The following is a 15,939-nucleotide window of genomic DNA, read 5'->3' on the forward strand; positions in this document are numbered from 1 at the left end:
GGCGACTTGGATCAACCTGCGGATGGGCCCGATGTGCGCCAAGACGAGGTCGAGCTCGGGGCGGGTGATACATGGGAGGCGGACTGGAACCGTTTGGATCAGATCCAGCGGCGGGAGTTGCGCAAGCGGCTGTGGGAACAGCCGAGCAGGTTGCCGGACGCCGAAGGTGGCCGCAGCTGTGTCTGCGCCCGCCAAGCAGAAAGCTCGCGACGATCAGGTCGCTGCTCGTCGGGTGCGGGTTGAACAGCCCGAGTTCGTGAGCTGGGCGTCGTAGGCGAACAGCTGGGCCGTCGGATGCCGCTGCCCCGAGGTCGACGACACCCAGCCGAGCCCGATCCGGCGGGGGTCGGCGCCCTGGAGACAGCCAGCACCGTCTCAGCGTGTCCACCGCGCGGGCGGCCTCCGCCGCAGTGAGGGAGAGCCCGGCTCCCGCCCATTCACGGCTGACGCTCGCGGTTGGCCTCGGCCCGCCGTCGGCGAGCCTTCGCGGACTTGAGGGCCAATCGCTTCATGTGGGCCTTCCGCGCGGACTCGACTCGGCGCGCTCGCTCGGCCGGCTCGAGGGTCCCGTCCGGATCGATCTCGCGCTCGAAACGAGCGACGAGCCCGGCCTGTGCGCGCACGGCGTTGGCCGTGGGGTCCTCGCGGGACCAGCGGATGTGGGCAGCGATCTGGGCGCGTAGCCGGCGCTGCTCGGGTGTCAGCGCCATCGGCGCTCACCCGTCCCTGATCGGACCGCTTGCAGCCGCGCGCGGCACGTGAGATCCGAACACGCCCGCTTGTGGTCTCGGCAGACGACGAGCTGGTCGCCGCTCTGCTCATCGACGAGCACACGCACATGGTCGTTCCGCTGCGGCCACGGAAGGTTCGTGTCGGTGCGGTCACGCCCGCACAGGTCGCAGATCGGATCCTCGTAGCCGTGCCCGGTCTCCAGCGCCTCGACGGCCCGGCGCCTGTTGACCCGTGGCGTGGTTGACCACCCGCAGGTGCAGTACGCACGGAACCTGTGTCCTGACGCCGTGATGTCCGCGAGCAGATGGACACGGCGTGGCGCGGGGGAGGGACGCGTCACCGTCGGTCCCGTATCCGTGCCTGAGAGTGATCCATCGGGCTCCGAACGATCTTCGGCGCTTCCTCCCTGGTCCGGGTTGGCGCAGGTGCGCGGGAGATCAGCTCCCGAGTTAGCTGACGGCGATCGAGTTAGGTTCCTAACTCCTCCCACCGGACCGATGATCATGCCGTCTACCTGCGGCGAGGTAGGTGAGTTAGGTGGTTTGGGGTGTCCCGCAGAGGCTCCAGAAGTCCCCGGATCGACGCCGTGGCGTCGACCTTGCTGGGACCTAACCGACCTCACTCGCGCATCCCCGGGGCTACTCATCGTCGCCCCCCACGGGCAGCTCCGCGCTCGGCGATTCGGCTACGCACCGTCACCGGGTCTACGGGGTAGCGGTTGCCGGTCGACGGCACCTTGATGCCGTACTCGCGCTCCAGCACCTCCCGCAGCTTCACGCCAGGCATGCGTCGATACGGCTCGTAATTCGGCGCGAGGTCGCGCAGCCGGGCCGGGACATCCGCTGCGGGAATCCGCTCGTTCCCGAGAACCGTGGCAAGGTCGTCGAGCAGATCCCGACGCTCACCCACATCATGCGCGTCATCCGACCCAGCGTCGATTTCAGCACGGGCTGTGCGCTCGTCGAGATACGTCATCGCGCGCTCGATGACCTCGGCGGCAGCGTCGTATCCGGTGTCGTCGTCGGCTTCGATGTAGAACCACTTGAGGATCTCGAACCGCTCATCGGTGGCCCCGGTCAGCAGCGAGGTGCCCACGTCCTTGCCGGGCCGTAGCTCGGTAGCCCGGATGCCGGCTTGGAACGAGCCGTCGCCGAGGAACCCGTCGTTGGAGCGCCATGACTTGACCGCGAAGCACGCGTTGACCTTCACCAACTCGACGATCTTCGGCGGGATCGCGTCCGCCCGCGACGATTGGGTGTCGAACGCGAGCGTGATCGCCGCTTTCCGCCCGCGGCGCATGGTCTGCACCGCCAGGTCCGCGGCCTCCTTCCCGAACTGCTCGTGTCCGAACAGCTCGTGGCACTCGGAGAACAACGCCACCAGCGGCCGCAGCTCCGGGTGCTTCTCGGCCAGGGTCCGGGTGACTTTCTTTGCGCCCAGCTCGGCCAATCGCGCCTCGCGCTGCGCGACCTTCTCGTACAGGTCCCGCAGCGCTTGCAGCGCGGCGGCGGCCACGGTGTCGTCGATGCCGCGGTGGTAGCGGGCCAGGCGTGGTTGGTAGGCGTCGAAGTCGCCGTTGTTGGCGAACACGAACACCCACAACTCGCACAGGGGGTCCAGGGCGGCGCCGAGGATGACTACGCGGGCGGCGTTGGATTTGCCTTGGCCCATCAGCCCGCCGAATACGAGGTTTCCGCCGGGCAGCACCACGATGATGACGTCGCCGCGCTGGGAGACCCCGAACGGGATCCCGGCGAACACGTCCGCCTTGCCGTCGTGGAGCAGCGGGTAGGGCGGGGCCGGTTTCTCGGTGGAGCCCGGGTCGGCTACCCACAGGTCGACGTAGCCGGCCCGCTCGGCTGCGGTGGGCCAGACTTCCAGGGGTGCGCGGTTGAGGTTGCGGGCCAGGACGTCGCGCCGGTCGGCGATCATGTCCGGGGTGACGCCCATCGGCAGCGAGAACGCCGCGTGGTAGCCGCAGTTGTTCACCCGCACCGGCGGGGTCAGGAATTCGACCTCCCACCCCTTCTTGATCGCCTCGTTGAGCCTGCCGATCCCGAGGTGCGCGAGCGCGGCCGCGACCCCGCCGGGCGTGACGATCACGCCCTCCTGCTCGCGCATGCGGAGCGGGGCGGCCCACGTCGGCACAGTGCCGTGGGCGCGGCCGAGCTGCCACAACGCCGCCAGCGCGAGCCAGGGCGCCGCCAACACCAGCGGCAACCAGACGACGGTGACCAGCCACACCACCCACGCGATCAGGTCCACCGCGGCCTGTAGCGGGGCGAGCACCCACGTGATGTCCTGGTAGCCGACGGCGAGGGTGATCCCCAACGCCAGCAACATCCCCGCGATCGTCATCGCGGCGACGGCAACGGCCTTGGCGAGTGCGAACGGGGCGTACATCCAGTCCATCCGCCGCTTGTGCCGCATCGCGCGCGCTCGTTCCGCTCGATGTTCCCAGTCGATCAGGCGCTGCATGTCGCCGGCCAGCTCGGCCTGGCGCATCATCCGCTCGTAGCGGGACTGGGTGTGTGCCTCCCACACCCTCCGCACCACCACCCACACCCCGGTGGCGACGTAGACCACGGCGTTGCGGACCGCCCACCGCAGTGTGCTGCGGATCCGCTCGTGCGTGACCGCCACCCGCGCCGTCGTGATCAGGTAGACCGTGGCCCGTCCAGTGCCGCCGCGCACCACAGAGACAGCCTTGCGCAGCGCCGGCGCCACCGAACGCCGCCGACGCACCAGCGGCGCCGCGCGCCGCACCTGAACGGCCTTGCTCTGATCTGCGGGCGAGCGACCGGGCGTCCGGCGCTGGTACTCGAAGTGACGGGCGACGTACTCGCTTTCCAACTCGGACAGGATCACCCCCTCCAGCGCGGGCCCCGCTGTGCCTGCCGGCAGCGGCCACCGCGGCAATGGGCCTGCCGGAGCCGCCCCGTTCGGCGGGGCCGGCACCACGGGGATCGGCTCAGTGGGCGGATCGTCGCCGGGCACGCCGCTGCGGCGCGGTTCGTTGCCGCTCCGGAACTCAGTCATCGGCCCCACCCGCACCCGTTGCGCAACGGTTGGTTGTAGGCGGCTTCGCTGCCACCGGTGTCACGGAATCCGTCACGGAACCCGCGATCCCGGGATCGGCGGTGCCCTGACTGGCGCGGGACATGGCTAGCAGTGCGAAGCCGGACACGACCATGAGCCCGTCCAGCACGAGTGGCCCGACCGCGGCCCCGAGCGGCCCGTACTCCCAGGCCAGGAGGACCTCATGCAGGTGGCCGTAGGAGATGATTGCCGAGCCGACGGCGACGGTTCCGGCACCGCCGTAGCGGGCCAGCGCCCACCACACCCCGGCGCCCAGCGCACCCGGGAGAGCACCTCCGCCGACAACAGCAGCCCGACCGGCCACACCGCCGAGCCGACCTGCTGCGCGATCCCCGGCGTCCAGCCCGCTGGCCGCTCATCCGCCGGCAGCCAGACGTGCAGCACGTTGGCCGCTACCGACATCGCCGAGCCGAACACGAACCCCAGCCAGGCCACGAACCGCGCACCCATCGGCGCCGCACCGTCTCCCGCGGGGTTCACGTCGATGGCTGTCTCGGTGCCGTGCGGCTGCCGCGCGGACTCGCTCACGGCAGCCGCACCCGCACCACGCTCGCCGTCGTCCCGGCCAGCGCCGCCGTCGGCACGCCGCTCAGGTCGAGGCGGGGCGGAGCGGACCTCGGCGATCCGCTCGCGCCCCCACCGCTCGCTGCGGCCGAACCGCTCGCCCAGCGCCTTGCCGCTCAGCCCGGTACCGGCGGCGACGCTGACGCGGTACGCCTGCCGCGCCCGCTCGTGCACCTCGGCAGCCGTCCCCGTGCTGGTCATCGGCGGCCACCTCCCGGCCGGGCGGCCGGGCCGAGCTGCATCGCGGTCGTAGCCCGCGTCAGGGTGTAGGCAGCGACCAGCGCCGGCGCGGCCAGCACCGCCAGCAGCAACGTGGTGTTGCTCACCGCGTAGATGATCACCACCCACTGCGCTCCGACGATCGCGCTCGCGGTCGTCAGCACCCGCCCCAGCAGGGACACCGGGTTCGCGCCGACCCGGGCGATCTCCGCCGCAACCCGCGCCCGCTTCACCCCGGCCCGCGCCTTTACCACCATTGACAGCACCGCGAGCGCGGCGACACCACCGAGGAACAGCTCGGAACCGGTCATCACGGCGCCTCCCCGTCGGGCATGGCCTCGAGTTCGGCCCGGCGGCGCCGCGTCCACACCGAGTGCAGCGCGCGCCGATCGTCCTCGTTCAGCGCACCCCACACACCGACCGTCTCGGCACCGCCAACCCGCAGCTCCAGCTCCAGGCACTCGGCCCGGACCGGGCACCCGGCGCACATGCGCGTGGCCAGCTCCCGATCCGGCTCGTCCTCACCGCTCCACTCCGGGGGATCGCCGAATGTCGACTCCCACAGGCAGAGGCCCCGGTCGGTCACCCAGGCCGCCAAAACCTCCGTGGGCACCGCGGCCAGTTCGTCCAGCTCGGTGCACATCTCTTCGAAGCTCGGTCGCTCGTTCATGGCGACGAGATTCGTGGCGAAGCAGGGGACAAGATCACCACATGGCTGGACGTGTTGATGACGTCCCCATAAGGTTCTAGTCGTCCCAGGACGTCCTGAGGGGTGCGGCTTGTCGAACGAGCGTCTGCGCGCGGCGTTGCTCAAGAACGGCTTGACACCCGCGCAGCTCGCGGAGCGACTCCAGGTGGACGTCAAGACCGCGGAACGCTGGATCAGCGGCCGCGCACCGTACCGCAAACACCGATTCGCCGTTGCGACCCTGCTCGGCGTGGACGAGACCTACCTCTGGCCGGACGCGCTCAGCCGCACCCAGGTGTTAGCCGCGTCCGAGAGCGAAATCATCAGCGCCTATCCGCACCGCTGGATGGTTACCCGAGAGGTCTGGTTCCAGCACTTTACTCGCGCCGAGGAATCGATCGACATGCTTACCATGGCCGGACTCTTCATCGCGGAGGACTCGGGCACGGTGCGGGCATTCCGTGAGAAGGCAGGGGCGGGAGTACGGATCCGGCTGCTGATCAGCGATCCGGACTCGGAAGCGGTCGCACTGCGGGAGAAGGAAGAAGAGACCGGGCCCGGCGTGGTCGCCGCGCGCGTTCGTAATGTGCTTGCCCTGCTGCGTCCGTTGCGGGGCGTGGACGGTATCGAGTTCCGGCTGCACGGAACCTGTCTGTACGCCTCGATCTTCCGCTCGGATGACGACATGATCGTCACCCCGCACGTGTACGGCATGGGCGGATCCAACTCGCCCGTGCTCCACCTGCGGAAGATCCCCGGCGGCGACATGGTGACGCTCTACCGGGACAGCTTCGAAAAGGTCTGGAGCAGCGCTCGATCACTAGAGTCCAGCCCATGACAGGGCGCCGTATCGACTACTTCGACGACCCCGATGCACCTCGACCGACCCGGATCGTTCCCGGGGTGGCTGTCGCGGTAGTCAACGAGGCTGGCCAGCTCCTGATGATCCGCCGTACCGACAACGACCAGTGGTCGATCCCCGGCGGGAAGCAGGAGGTCGGCGAGACGCCGATCGAGGCGGGCCGGCGCGAAGTACGTGAAGAGACCGGCATCCTGTGTGAGGTCACCGGCCTGGTCGGGATCTTCAGCAGCCCGCGCAACGTGATCGAGTACACCAGCAACGGCGAGGTCAGGCAGGAATTCTCAATCCTCTTCGCCGGTCGCCCGGTCGGCGGCGAGATTGCGACGAGCAGCGAATCTCAGGAAGTCGAGTGGTGCGACCGGAACAGTGTCCTCAAGCTCAGCATGACACCTGCCCAACGGCGCCGGATCCGCTACTTCCTGGAGTTCACCGGCGAACCCTATCTGGAGTGAACCTGGCACGGGACAGAACTCTTCCCCCGTGGTCGCATGAAATCGGCCCAGATCCTCGTCCCGTATGAACAGTCCGCCACAGTCCGGGCAGCTCTGCGCAAGGTAGCTCATCGCCGAACCCACATCCATCGACTCCTACGGGGAGCCGGCTGTTCGACGCGACTTGCGACCTTCGCCAGGCAAGTCGCACATGGCCGTCCGATCGGCGCCATCATCGAAGCAGGAATGATCCATTCACCGCAGGCGGTGCGAAGCGCACCGCCCACACCCTCCGGCGTAATGTGCTGGTCGAACACCTGGTGCGCAAGCCGTTCGCCGAATTGGTCCGTGACGGGAACGGTGCACGCTGAACCGCAGATGGGGGCACGCTCACCCCTTCGTGCTGCCATGCCGCAACGAGACAGCAGGTCAGCGGGGCGTATGCACCTCGCTTCCAGGACAGCTCAGGACGTTGCGAACGTCAGAAACGTCCCGAGCAACGTCCCTGATGGTGTTACGACGCGAGGTGGGCTTCGATGCGCCGCACGCTCGCGAACCACGAACGGCTTGAACTGAGCGCCCCCTTGCCAACGGGATGCTCAGCGCCGTAGCGGCGCACGATGTCAGCCACTCGTTCCTCGGCGTCGATCTCGTTGCCGTCCGGACTTGTGGTCAGGTCGCAGTAGGTGATGGCGTCAAGGAGGAACTCCGGCGGGGCGGTGAACTCGCCTCCGAGGGTGTCGCCGAGGCCACATTCACGCGCCCCCTGCAATCCACCCGTGTGATAGGCGACGAGGGCACAGACTCGTGGGTCTGCGTTCTCGAAGTCGCGCAGGTAGCGCGCGCCGTCGAGCGGGTGGAACCCGAGGTGAGCGATGTCCGGCGCGTACCCGATGTCATGCAGCCACGCCGCGGCTTCAAGCAGCTCGGCATCGTCACCGAGGATCGGTGCCAAGCGGCGCGCTGCCGCCGCAACCCCCTGGGTATGGGCCCAGCGACGCGGCAAGGAGTCCGCGAGGAGCGTCTCTGCGATCTGGCGTGCCCGTTCGACCTGCACGGGCGCAGAGGTTACCCGCGACAGGTACGTACCTGTCGAGATCAACTTATCGGGTCACCGGTGGCGCACGTATCTGCCTTTGCCCGGGTAGGTGCTGATCAGCCCGTCCGACTCCAGCACCACGAGGGCGCGACGAACGGTCGCGCGGGACACCCCATAGGCGGCCATGAGCTCCGTTTCGCTCGGCAAGGCAGAGCCGGGCGCGAGCAGGCCCGTCACTGTCCCATCTCGCAGCTCCTCCGCGATCTGCCGGTACCGCGGAAGCAACCCCGAGCGACCGACGGCCTGGTCCACGACGGCCCAACCCCGCCCGGCCACGGGTTCGATCAGGCCCTCGTTCTGGAGCAGAAGCAGCGCCTTGCGGATCGAGTAGCGCTTGGTCCCGGCGGCTCGCGCAAGCTCGGACTCGGACGGCAGGAGTGCACCCGCAGCAAACCGGCCGTTCCGGATCTGCTCCCGAAGCGGGTGCGCGAGCGCGTTGAAGAGATCAGGCCGCTCGCCGGTTCCGTTGCTTGCACTGCTCATGGCCGCTGCGAGCTTCGCCGAACGTCGGGTACGCCTGAACCACGCCGTGGGACGTCTTGGGACTTCTTGTGCTAGCGTGCCGACGTCGCGCTGCTGAGGTAGGAGGGACCGTGAACGACGCCCTTCGTCGCGCGCTCGCCGATGCGCGGCTACGCGAGACGGCCGTTGCAGCGGCGCTCGATGTCGACCCGAAGACCGTGCAGCGCTGGATCAGTGGCCGCGTCCCGCACCCCCGACACCGCTGGGCGGTCGCCGACCTCCTGAATCTCCGGGAGCAAGACCTGTGGCCTGACCCGGACGACGCCCCCACGCAGGTGTCCCATGAGATCAAGATGAGCTATCCGTACCGCAGCGCCGTACCTCGCGAGGAGTGGCGGCAACTGTTCGCCGGCGCCGAGCGCGAGATCGGCATCCTGGTCTACGCAGCGCTCTTCCTCGCTGAGGACGTCGGTTTGGTCCGTCTGCTGGCAGACAAGGCTCGATCCGGGGTGGCGGTGCGCCTGCTTCTTGCCGACCCGGGCTCTCGGCGGATGGCCGAACGCGGCGCCGAGGAGGGCATCGGCGACGCCGTCGCCGCCCGGGTCCAGAACGCGGTATCCCTGTTCCGGCCCCTCCTGGAGGCCGAGGGTGTCCAGGCTCGCCAGCACGACACGGTGCTCTACAACTCGATCTTCCGGGCCGACGACGAGATGTTGGTCAACCCGCAGGTCCACGGCATCGCCGCCGCATACGCGCCGGTGCTGCACCTGCGGCGCGTTGAGGCGAGCGGTATGTTCTCCACGTACGTCGACTGCTTTGAGCGTGTCTGGGCCGACGCAGGGCCGATGAACACGCTCGCGTAGCGGCACACACACCTGATCCGTGACAGATTCTGGCCGGACTGACGCGCTTGATCCAGTGCAACTGCGAATCGCAGGTGCCGTGTCGCTCGGCCACATCTGCATGCTCGCTCATGTTGGACGAGGCGTCGTCACGGCGCTTCATCGCTCTCGCGGGGCGGGTCAGCCGGTCGTCAGTGGTGGTCGCGATCGACGCTGACCAGCACCGTGACCAGCGTGAACGGTACGGAGCGCTCCTCGGTAGGACGGTGGACGGGCGTTCACACGGAAGTGCTCATGACCGCGCCGAGCGGACAGGTCGGTGAGATGAGGCGCGCCTGTCTATAGCGTCGTAAAGCTCACCCCTGTAGATGTCCAGTAGCTCTTGTGTTGCGTGGTACTGCTCGATAGGACTCGGCGGAGATGATTGCTTGATTTCTGCCAGGCGTTGCTTCGCCTCGTCCGTAGCCCGAACATCGAACTGGGCCCGGGCGATCGGGAAATCCTGGTTGCCTGGGAGGATATGTAGGTATGTTCTCATGAGCTGAAGCAGTGAGGAGGAGCCGAACGACCGTAGCGAATCGGCAATGCTGCGCAGCACGTCGAGTTCGTGTGCTATTCTTCTTTCGTTCGCCAGATCCTGCTTGGCGTTGACAATCGCGAAAAGTGCGAGCACTAACGCCAGTAGGCTGAGGCCAGCACTGATCACCTGTGACCAATCAACCACTGCTTCTGGAAGCTGCAGGCTCAGAATCATTCGTCTGATTCTATCGGATCTCGTCCTCGTGTCACTTCTGGGAGCAATCTCGTTAGGCCGCGAGGCCGCCCGGATGCTGCCAGGTGGCTTCCCATGCGGCTGCGCCAGGCCATCGGATGCGCTAGCGGGCTCGGCGAGCCACATCGAGCGTCACCCGAGGCAGTGACCAGATCTGTGACCACGACGGCCTGAGAGGTGCCGGTGCGGAGCGACGTGGGGTGAGACGATTTGGACTTGTTCCAGCAGGTCGCGATGCTCTCGCTGCTACTTGTGAGACGCCCAGAGACGTCCTCCACCCGACTCATAACCCAGAGGGCACGGCCCGGGGCCGGTCAGCGCGCGGCCAGCTCGGAGATGCAGGGTCGGTGCATTGGGCGCCCGCGGCAGCTGAACGCGTAACACCACAGCTCCGCTAAGCGACAGACGCGCCAGAGACTGAGTCGAGCGGAGACAAGTTGTGACATCTGGCAGTTCGAGCACTCCACCATCGGGGACGGTATCGCCCAGCGAGATTGCCATGTACTCGGCGGTCGCGGCGCGTAGGACGCAGTTCGATAACCTGATGTGGCAAGTTCCGATCCTTAGCATCACCGCACAAGCATTTTTGTTCACTGTCTCGCTGGGTGCCGATACTAGCCAAGCCGCTCGCGTCATCTCTTCGAGTCTCTCACTGATCGTTACCGTACTCACACTGCAGCTCTTCGTTCGCCATAGGCAGTCTGAGATTACCGATGCGCACTGGCTTGAAGAGCGTGAGGCACAACTCAATAGTTCCGCTTTCCATGGGCGATCGTGGCAGAGCGCCCGCAATGCAGTAGATCCAGATGCGCAACCTTTCAGTGCGCTTGCTCATATCGGAGGCTATAGAATGTGGTCGATTGGGCTTTGCATCTTCGGTCTTGCAAGCCTGATCGTCCTGGCCATTTCGATTACTGTGCCTGCCATTCTCGACGGAAAGTAGGATATCCTGCAAGCTGAACGGAACCGGTGCTACTTCTGTCGCCGGTGTGGAGCCACGTCGGCAGCGCCTCTAGTCGAACTACTCATCACGACGGACCTCTGCTCGTGGCGGACGACCGGGGTCCTTCGTCGGCGGACCGAGACGCTTAGGCTCATGCTTACCTCGATCGCGCGCCCTAGGTAGTGCGAGCATGACCAGCCCTTCTCTCCAGACTTCAGGTCCCGGGCAGGCCAGCATCTTGGTCCATTTCTGCGGCCGTCCACCAGGAACTGCTCAACACTGGGGGCTCGACACGGCGATCGCAGCAATGTCGCCCCCGGAGCGGTTAGCTAATATCCTCTGGGAGGAGCGACTGCGGGGAAGTGCAGCGTTCGATGCGGCTCGACCTTCTGTGTGCTTCTCTGAGGCAGCTGAGGCGCATCTCGCGTGGCTCGTTACAAGCCGAGCGTTTCCACCCTGGGCGCTGATATTCGCCAAGCAGAGCGTTTTCGATCTTGGCGGCGGCCCCGTATGGTATGCGCGTCCCGAAGCTTATGAGCAGGCCAGGGGTACTCCGGCAGCAGAGTGGGCTGTCAGGTTCGAAACTGCCGTCGGTCGCTACTCCGACTGGACGCACGAGAAGGAGTGGCGTTTACAGGCTGACTCGCTGCCGATTCGCCAGGCAGGCCTCATTGGCATCCTGGTCGGCGACCCCCGTTGGATACCTGCGCGCTGGGGCAGTATGCCAACTGGTCATTTTATCGACGCCCATGGAGGGCTGACCGCCGATCCTACCGGCCAGCCGGAGCTCCGAACTCAGTGGTGGTCCCCATCAATCTGGCCGGGCTTACCTCGGTTCTGGTTCGACCCTCATGCCGGGCGGATCGAGGCACTGCCGCCGGGGACATAGATTCCAAAACCACACCCGGGGCGGATGCTGGCTCAACACGGTGGGTCGCGAGCTTGGCGTGATCGGGTGCGACCCGACGAGCCGGCTTGCGCCGGGCTGTGCACGGTCCAGCTCAGATCAGATGTACAAGTGCCTGGCAGTCAGGCAGTCCCAGCTTCAGCTCAGCGAGCACTCGCAGCCAACAGGTGTCGGGTGACATCTCCCGCGATTCTTGTCCGATAATCCGGCACAGCGCGGACGTGGCTAGCGCGGAATTACTCAACTTAGCGCGGATGATTGGCACGCCTCTGCTCGATCCTCTCCAGGAGTCCTATATGGTCATCTGGCGACCTTTCGGCCCATTTGTCTGGCTCCCGCCAGATGGCTTCAATACCTAGCGATAAAATGAGATCCACGAAAGCGTTGCCAATTGGCTCAGAGAACAGCGCGATCAGCGATGGATCTGGTCGGCCAATGTCCCGATAGCAGAAATGTCGGTAAGAGAAGAGTTGGCCGATAGCTTCACGGACCGCGATCTCAGCGTTAGGGCCTACGGTCTTGGCTTCTACTAGCCAGTGGTCCGCCTCATCGTCCACGGTCATGTCGCACGGATGGGTGTTGTTCGCTACTTCGAGCTGTGATCCGCGGACCCAGTCGCGGAATGACGTCAGTAGATCCTCATGACGGCGCTGGCGTACTTGTTCATGAGTCCGGACAGAGGCGCGATAGCTTGCGCCACTCTTAGGCTTGAATGCCGGCGGCTGGGGCGAAACTTCTTCTTCGCGCGCTCACTGTCTGGCGAAGTCGCGATTATGCCTGGGTGCTGAGCGAGCACCTCACGCTTAGCTTCGACGCAGGCCGAGTAGAAACTTAGCAGGCGGGTAAGATCTTCTCGCAATACCTCTTCGCTCGGCAGATCTCGAACCGAGTATTCAATTGCGGCGATGTTGCCCTTCTCGTAGGCTCGTGGAAGAAAGTAGCGGTCCGCGTCGAGTTTGATCTTCGAGGTAATGCCCTTGAGTGCTTCAACTGAGAAGCGGCTGCGAAGTAGTCCGCTCTCCTTGTCGAGTTCCTCTAGTGCCGCCCGCTCAGCGGCGGCACCGGACAGCCCTCGACGCATTGCATTGTCTTTGTGTTGCGTCACTCCTTGATTCATTGCTGAGGTAGAGTCTAGAAAGATCGGCACTGTACAGATATACGATGTACAGTCCCTCCTTGGCGGTGGTGGTGACGTCAGGATCGAGTATTGCGATCCAAGGAACCACAGGTAGCGACTGGCCAGATCCGCTGACAAGCGCGCGCATGCCGGGCGGCAGGAGATCAGGCAATTGCTGCTTACTGCGTCTAAGGTGCTCCTGCGCAGGTTGCTGTCTCTCGTCTACGTGTCGATAGCCGTACGTCACGACACCGAGTAGCGCGCCCTTGAGGTCCACGGCGGCGATCGTATGCGGCCCGTCTGACAGCCCCGTCGGGACTAGAGGATGGCCACGTTCGCCACATGACCTCCGCTTAGTGCCCATAAGGTACGCGGGCGGGGGCCGTGCAGCTAGCGTGCAACTAGTCAGGGTGCGAGCCGTCAAAAGGATGCACCGTGCTGCATCCTGTGAGCGCAGGTCAGCGGCGGGGCGAACGGAGTAGTACTCGGGGCAGACGTCCAAACTGGAGCTTGATCGATGCCGACCGAAGTAGTGGACCTTGCCTCGCAAGGGTCGCCTCGTGCGAGGCGGTCGCCACAAGATCGGATCCCAGGTTTACCGGCCAGGAACCACGCCGAACGCCGGGAAGTCACCGCAGGTACCCGCGCAGCTGGGCGGTAGTGTCCGGCACCGCGAGGCACCGCCCCAAGGCATGATCCTGGAATCCCTGGGTCGCAGGTTCGAGTCCTGCCGGGGGCACAAAACCTGCTGATCACCCGCCCCAGATCGTGTACACCGCGGTGCGCCCGCTGAGTGAGCCGGCTTCCGTAGCCGCGAAGGGCGCACCGGCTTCCAGTTCGACCGCGCGGTCCGCCACGGCGACGACTGGGTGGGCCCCTCCAGCAACGGTCGCAGCGTTCCCTCATGTCCGACGCGGCGTCTCCCGGCGCTGGTGATCGACGCCACTCGGAACCAATTGCAGGCCGTGCAGGTCAACGGTCAACCTCAAACCGGGGCGACAACCGAACCAGCGACCATCGACAGTGCGCCTCCACCACCTGAGCAGGCCGGGCACGCGCCCAGTCGCCTTCAGGTACCCGCTCGGCGGCGGATCATCCACCCCGTCAAAGTCTGATTCACACTGCGAACAAGAGCTGCGAGCCGCAGATCTCCTGAGAGCACGTCCCGATGATCATCGGGGTCGTGCTCATGCTTAGAGGACCTCATTCTACGCGCGGCCTCGCCCAATCGACCCGCAGGGAGCAGAAATAGGTCGATGTTCGACCGATCAGCGGATGACTAAGGTCCTGGCTCAACGCTATGTTGCCCTCCTCGGTTCGAGGAGGGCAACATTCATGGGACCTGATGACCGTGAGAGAATTGCGCTTGATGCAATGATTCAGGAAGCTCGAGAGCTCGGTAAGGCGCTGCCTGCATTTCTGCTCAGCTTCGAGCGGATATTCAGTCTAAGTATCGTCGTGCTGATCGGAAGTCTAACGCTTGGGCTCGACCCTAGTCGTCACGTCATCCTAGTCGTTCTCCCGTTTCCGCTCCTGGTGTTCTATGCGTTCGCCTTGCAGGCATTTACTGAGATGCTCTCGCGCGCGGGCCATAAGCGGTATCTGGAAGAGACGATCAACGAACGCCTGGGCGAGCAGGTCCTGTTGGATGAAATATATGTCGCGAGCGTACGGCAGTCGAGGCTTAGTCATGGCCTCATGTATCTCTCAATCGCGACCTTCCTAGGGTTACTCGCCATCGTGGGATTCGTCGTATCGCTGCGTCAAGCGGCATTCGTGCCGTACTTGTATGTGATCGGTATCGTCCTCCTCGCTAGTCTGAACGTCAGTGCATATATCGAGCTGCGCGCTGCCTACAAGAAAGGGTACGAAATAGCCCGGAGGGCGACGCGAACCGGGTCCAGTGGCCCGCTGCCGCCGCCCGAAAGTCCGCTACTTCACTCGTGGTCTATCGCTAGGCCTTGAACGTGCCGCCAAACCGGCCTCGCACTCAGGAGGGGACCGCAAAGATGCAGCGAGTCTTGTTCGTATACTCGACTGCCGGGGGAGGACATCAGAGTGTAGCGAAGGCCTTGCTCGATGCCACAAGGAGGGAATATCCTGCCCTCCTGCTAGCGGAAGAGGACTTCTTTCGTCGCGTGTCTCTACTTCGACCGCTACCAACAGTTTACGGCTGGCTGACGCGAAATGCGGTCTGGCTTTACGACGCGATCTTCAGATTCTTGAATAGGGCACTGCCGGCGGCACGGGTAGTTCAAATACTAAAGGCGGTCACGGCAGACGCGGCTCGCCGGATTGTAGAGGAGCACCAACCTGACCTAATCGTGATTACGGCCCCCGCCGTAGCTCATGTATTTGACCATATCCGGACAGTTGTGGATCGACCCTACTACCTTGCTGTTGTCGTCACAGACTTGTCTTCGTCGCTCCATCGCCTCTGGGTGTGTCCGGGAATAGACGCAACAATTGCGTGCGACGTGGCCGTACTTGAAAGACTGCTCTCGTACGGCCTCAACTCGCCATTCGAAGTCCTGCCTTTTCCGGTGCATTCGGACTTTACGCGATCGGAAGCGTATGCGGCTAGGAACGCATCGAGAGTGGTTGCCGACAGACCTGTCATTCTGGTCACGATGGGACAGGCTTGTGCTGGTCCAACCTTGGCAGTCGTTTCAGCCCTTGCTGAGGATGATCGAAAAGCCAATATTGTTGTCGTGACAGGTCGAAATCGGAGCCTTGCGCGTCGACTCAGGCGCAGGCACGGCGCCAACCTTGTCATAGTTGGTGCGACTAATGAGATGCCGCGCTTGATGGCGATGAGCGATGTCATTGTTACAAAGGGTGGCTCATCAACAATCATGGAGGCGGTAGCCGTAGGTCTCCCGATCATAGTCGCTTCCGAGGTTGGGATCCAGGAGTCAGGAATCGGGCGGAAGGTCGAGGTGTCGGGCTGGGGCATGTACGAGTCCGATCCGGCAAAGGCGGCACTTGCTGCGCTAGATCTAGCCTGCGATTCATATGCTATGAGGTGCAGGAGAGTAGGACGGGAGTCCGATCCGTTGAAGATCGTGCGATGCCTCGCAGGGTTCCTGGCCACTGGCACTTGATCACGAGGTTGCCGTGCAGGTGGAAGGGCTGCATGTGCGGCTCGGGGCCAACCTCGCCGTGCCGATCGAGACGTCAAGCTACGTCGTGCTCGACGCAT

General features: G+C 65.0%; 17 protein-coding genes. 6 read left to right on the forward strand and 11 right to left on the reverse strand.

Annotation, left to right across the window (positions count from 1 at the left end):
* Positions 1 to 437 precede the first annotated feature (437 nt).
* The 6 genes from FHX44_RS29520 to FHX44_RS29540 form a co-directional block, all read right to left on the reverse strand.
* Positions 438 to 710 (reverse strand): hypothetical protein, encoded by a 273-nt coding sequence (locus FHX44_RS29520; protein WP_147258779.1) that lies wholly within the window; start codon positions 708 to 710, stop codon positions 438 to 440.
* Between the two features lie 664 nt (positions 711 to 1,374).
* Complete coding sequence (locus FHX44_RS29525) at positions 1,375 to 3,771, reverse strand: cell division protein FtsK (protein ID WP_147258780.1); 2,397 nt, start codon at positions 3,769 to 3,771, stop codon at positions 1,375 to 1,377.
* A complete protein-coding gene (locus FHX44_RS44315; protein ID WP_425469202.1) occupies positions 3,764 to 4,015 on the reverse strand; it encodes a hypothetical protein in 252 nt (83 codons plus the stop codon). The genes FHX44_RS29525 and FHX44_RS44315 overlap by 8 nt, the downstream gene beginning before the upstream one ends.
* Entirely contained in the window at positions 3,898 to 4,596 is a 699-nt protein-coding gene (locus tag FHX44_RS43445) for a hypothetical protein (protein ID WP_246170658.1), read from the reverse strand. The genes FHX44_RS44315 and FHX44_RS43445 overlap by 118 nt, the downstream gene beginning before the upstream one ends.
* Entirely contained in the window at positions 4,593 to 4,925 is a 333-nt protein-coding gene (locus FHX44_RS29535; RefSeq protein WP_147258781.1) for a hypothetical protein, read from the reverse strand. The genes FHX44_RS43445 and FHX44_RS29535 overlap by 4 nt, the downstream gene beginning before the upstream one ends.
* Positions 4,925 to 5,284 (reverse strand): WhiB family transcriptional regulator, encoded by a 360-nt coding sequence (locus FHX44_RS29540; RefSeq protein WP_147258782.1) that lies wholly within the window; start codon positions 5,282 to 5,284, stop codon positions 4,925 to 4,927. The genes FHX44_RS29535 and FHX44_RS29540 overlap by 1 nt, the downstream gene beginning before the upstream one ends.
* 109 nt (positions 5,285 to 5,393) lie before the next feature.
* Between FHX44_RS29540 and FHX44_RS29545 the strand changes: the two genes are divergently transcribed.
* The gene (locus FHX44_RS29545; protein ID WP_147258783.1) at positions 5,394 to 6,140 is read left to right on the forward strand and encodes a DUF5919 domain-containing protein; all 747 of its coding nucleotides are present in this window, start codon (positions 5,394 to 5,396) and stop codon (positions 6,138 to 6,140) included.
* Complete coding sequence (locus FHX44_RS29550) at positions 6,137 to 6,616, forward strand: NUDIX hydrolase (RefSeq protein ID WP_147258784.1); 480 nt, start codon at positions 6,137 to 6,139, stop codon at positions 6,614 to 6,616. The genes FHX44_RS29545 and FHX44_RS29550 overlap by 4 nt, the downstream gene beginning before the upstream one ends.
* Before the next feature lie 493 nt (positions 6,617 to 7,109).
* Here the strand turns inward: FHX44_RS29550 and FHX44_RS29555 are convergent, their stop codons facing one another.
* Positions 7,110 to 7,652, reverse strand: a complete 543-nt coding sequence (locus FHX44_RS29555) for an HD domain-containing protein (RefSeq protein ID WP_212612703.1) — start codon at positions 7,650 to 7,652, stop codon at positions 7,110 to 7,112.
* Between the two features lie 54 nt (positions 7,653 to 7,706).
* The gene (locus FHX44_RS29560) at positions 7,707 to 8,177 is read right to left on the reverse strand and encodes a GntR family transcriptional regulator (protein ID WP_147258785.1); all 471 of its coding nucleotides are present in this window, start codon (positions 8,175 to 8,177) and stop codon (positions 7,707 to 7,709) included.
* Between the two features lie 110 nt (positions 8,178 to 8,287).
* On the opposite strand from FHX44_RS29560, the gene FHX44_RS29565 reads away from it, so the two are divergent.
* Entirely contained in the window at positions 8,288 to 9,019 is a 732-nt protein-coding gene (locus tag FHX44_RS29565) for an XRE family transcriptional regulator (RefSeq protein ID WP_147258786.1), read from the forward strand.
* Between the two features lie 271 nt (positions 9,020 to 9,290).
* On the opposite strand, the gene FHX44_RS29570 is transcribed toward FHX44_RS29565, so the two are convergent.
* A complete protein-coding gene (locus tag FHX44_RS29570; RefSeq protein ID WP_147258787.1) occupies positions 9,291 to 9,752 on the reverse strand; it encodes a hypothetical protein in 462 nt (153 codons plus the stop codon).
* Between the two features lie 517 nt (positions 9,753 to 10,269).
* On the opposite strand from FHX44_RS29570, the gene FHX44_RS29575 reads away from it, so the two are divergent.
* Positions 10,270 to 10,713, forward strand: a complete 444-nt coding sequence (locus FHX44_RS29575) for a hypothetical protein (protein ID WP_147258788.1) — start codon at positions 10,270 to 10,272, stop codon at positions 10,711 to 10,713.
* A 1,535-nt stretch (positions 10,714 to 12,248) separates the two neighbouring features.
* Here the strand turns inward: FHX44_RS29575 and FHX44_RS42905 are convergent.
* Positions 12,249 to 12,737: an MrcB family domain-containing protein gene (locus FHX44_RS42905; RefSeq protein WP_281287922.1), complete on the reverse strand. Its 489-nt coding sequence runs from the start codon at positions 12,735 to 12,737 to the stop codon at positions 12,249 to 12,251.
* Complete coding sequence (locus FHX44_RS44320) at positions 12,670 to 13,101, reverse strand: MrcB family domain-containing protein (RefSeq protein WP_425469159.1); 432 nt, start codon at positions 13,099 to 13,101, stop codon at positions 12,670 to 12,672. Before FHX44_RS44320 ends, FHX44_RS42905 begins: the two co-directional genes overlap by 68 nt.
* A gap of 971 nt (positions 13,102 to 14,072) precedes the next feature.
* On the opposite strand from FHX44_RS44320, the gene FHX44_RS29585 reads away from it, so the two are divergent.
* Together FHX44_RS29585 and FHX44_RS29590 are read left to right on the forward strand one after the other, a co-directional pair.
* Entirely contained in the window at positions 14,073 to 14,702 is a 630-nt protein-coding gene (locus FHX44_RS29585) for a hypothetical protein (protein WP_147258789.1), read from the forward strand.
* Between the two features lie 44 nt (positions 14,703 to 14,746).
* Positions 14,747 to 15,841, forward strand: coding sequence for an MGDG synthase family glycosyltransferase (locus FHX44_RS29590; RefSeq protein ID WP_147258790.1), 1,095 nt, complete (start codon positions 14,747 to 14,749; stop codon positions 15,839 to 15,841).
* The last annotated feature ends 98 nt before the right edge of the window (positions 15,842 to 15,939 follow it).

This window comes from Pseudonocardia hierapolitana, from assembly GCF_007994075.1.
Taxonomy (GTDB): domain Bacteria; phylum Actinomycetota; class Actinomycetes; order Mycobacteriales; family Pseudonocardiaceae; genus Pseudonocardia; species Pseudonocardia hierapolitana.

Bases quoted from the DNA above. Each gene is read 5' to 3' on its own strand.
- FHX44_RS29520 (WP_147258779.1), bottom strand. From the start codon at position 710: ATGGCGCTGACACCCGAGCAGCGCCGGCTACGCGCCCAGATCGCTGCC.
- FHX44_RS29525 (WP_147258780.1), bottom strand. From the start codon at position 3,771: ATGACTGAGTTCCGGAGCGGCAACGAACCGCGCCGCAGCGGCGTGCCC.
- FHX44_RS43445 (WP_246170658.1), bottom strand. From the start codon at position 4,596: ATGACCAGCACGGGGACGGCTGCCGAGGTGCACGAGCGGGCGCGGCAG.
- FHX44_RS29535 (WP_147258781.1), bottom strand. From the start codon at position 4,925: ATGACCGGTTCCGAGCTGTTCCTCGGTGGTGTCGCCGCGCTCGCGGTG.
- FHX44_RS29540 (WP_147258782.1), bottom strand. From the start codon at position 5,284: ATGAACGAGCGACCGAGCTTCGAAGAGATGTGCACCGAGCTGGACGAA.
- FHX44_RS29550 (WP_147258784.1), top strand. From the start codon at position 6,137: ATGACAGGGCGCCGTATCGACTACTTCGACGACCCCGATGCACCTCGA.
- FHX44_RS29560 (WP_147258785.1), bottom strand. From the start codon at position 8,177: ATGAGCAGTGCAAGCAACGGAACCGGCGAGCGGCCTGATCTCTTCAAC.
- FHX44_RS29570 (WP_147258787.1), bottom strand. From the start codon at position 9,752: ATGATTCTGAGCCTGCAGCTTCCAGAAGCAGTGGTTGATTGGTCACAG.
- FHX44_RS29575 (WP_147258788.1), top strand. From the start codon at position 10,270: ATGTACTCGGCGGTCGCGGCGCGTAGGACGCAGTTCGATAACCTGATG.
- FHX44_RS42905 (WP_281287922.1), bottom strand. From the start codon at position 12,737: ATGAATCAAGGAGTGACGCAACACAAAGACAATGCAATGCGTCGAGGG.
- FHX44_RS44320 (WP_425469159.1), bottom strand. From the start codon at position 13,101: ATGGGCACTAAGCGGAGGTCATGTGGCGAACGTGGCCATCCTCTAGTC.
- FHX44_RS29585 (WP_147258789.1), top strand. From the start codon at position 14,073: ATGGGACCTGATGACCGTGAGAGAATTGCGCTTGATGCAATGATTCAG.
- FHX44_RS29590 (WP_147258790.1), top strand. From the start codon at position 14,747: ATGCAGCGAGTCTTGTTCGTATACTCGACTGCCGGGGGAGGACATCAG.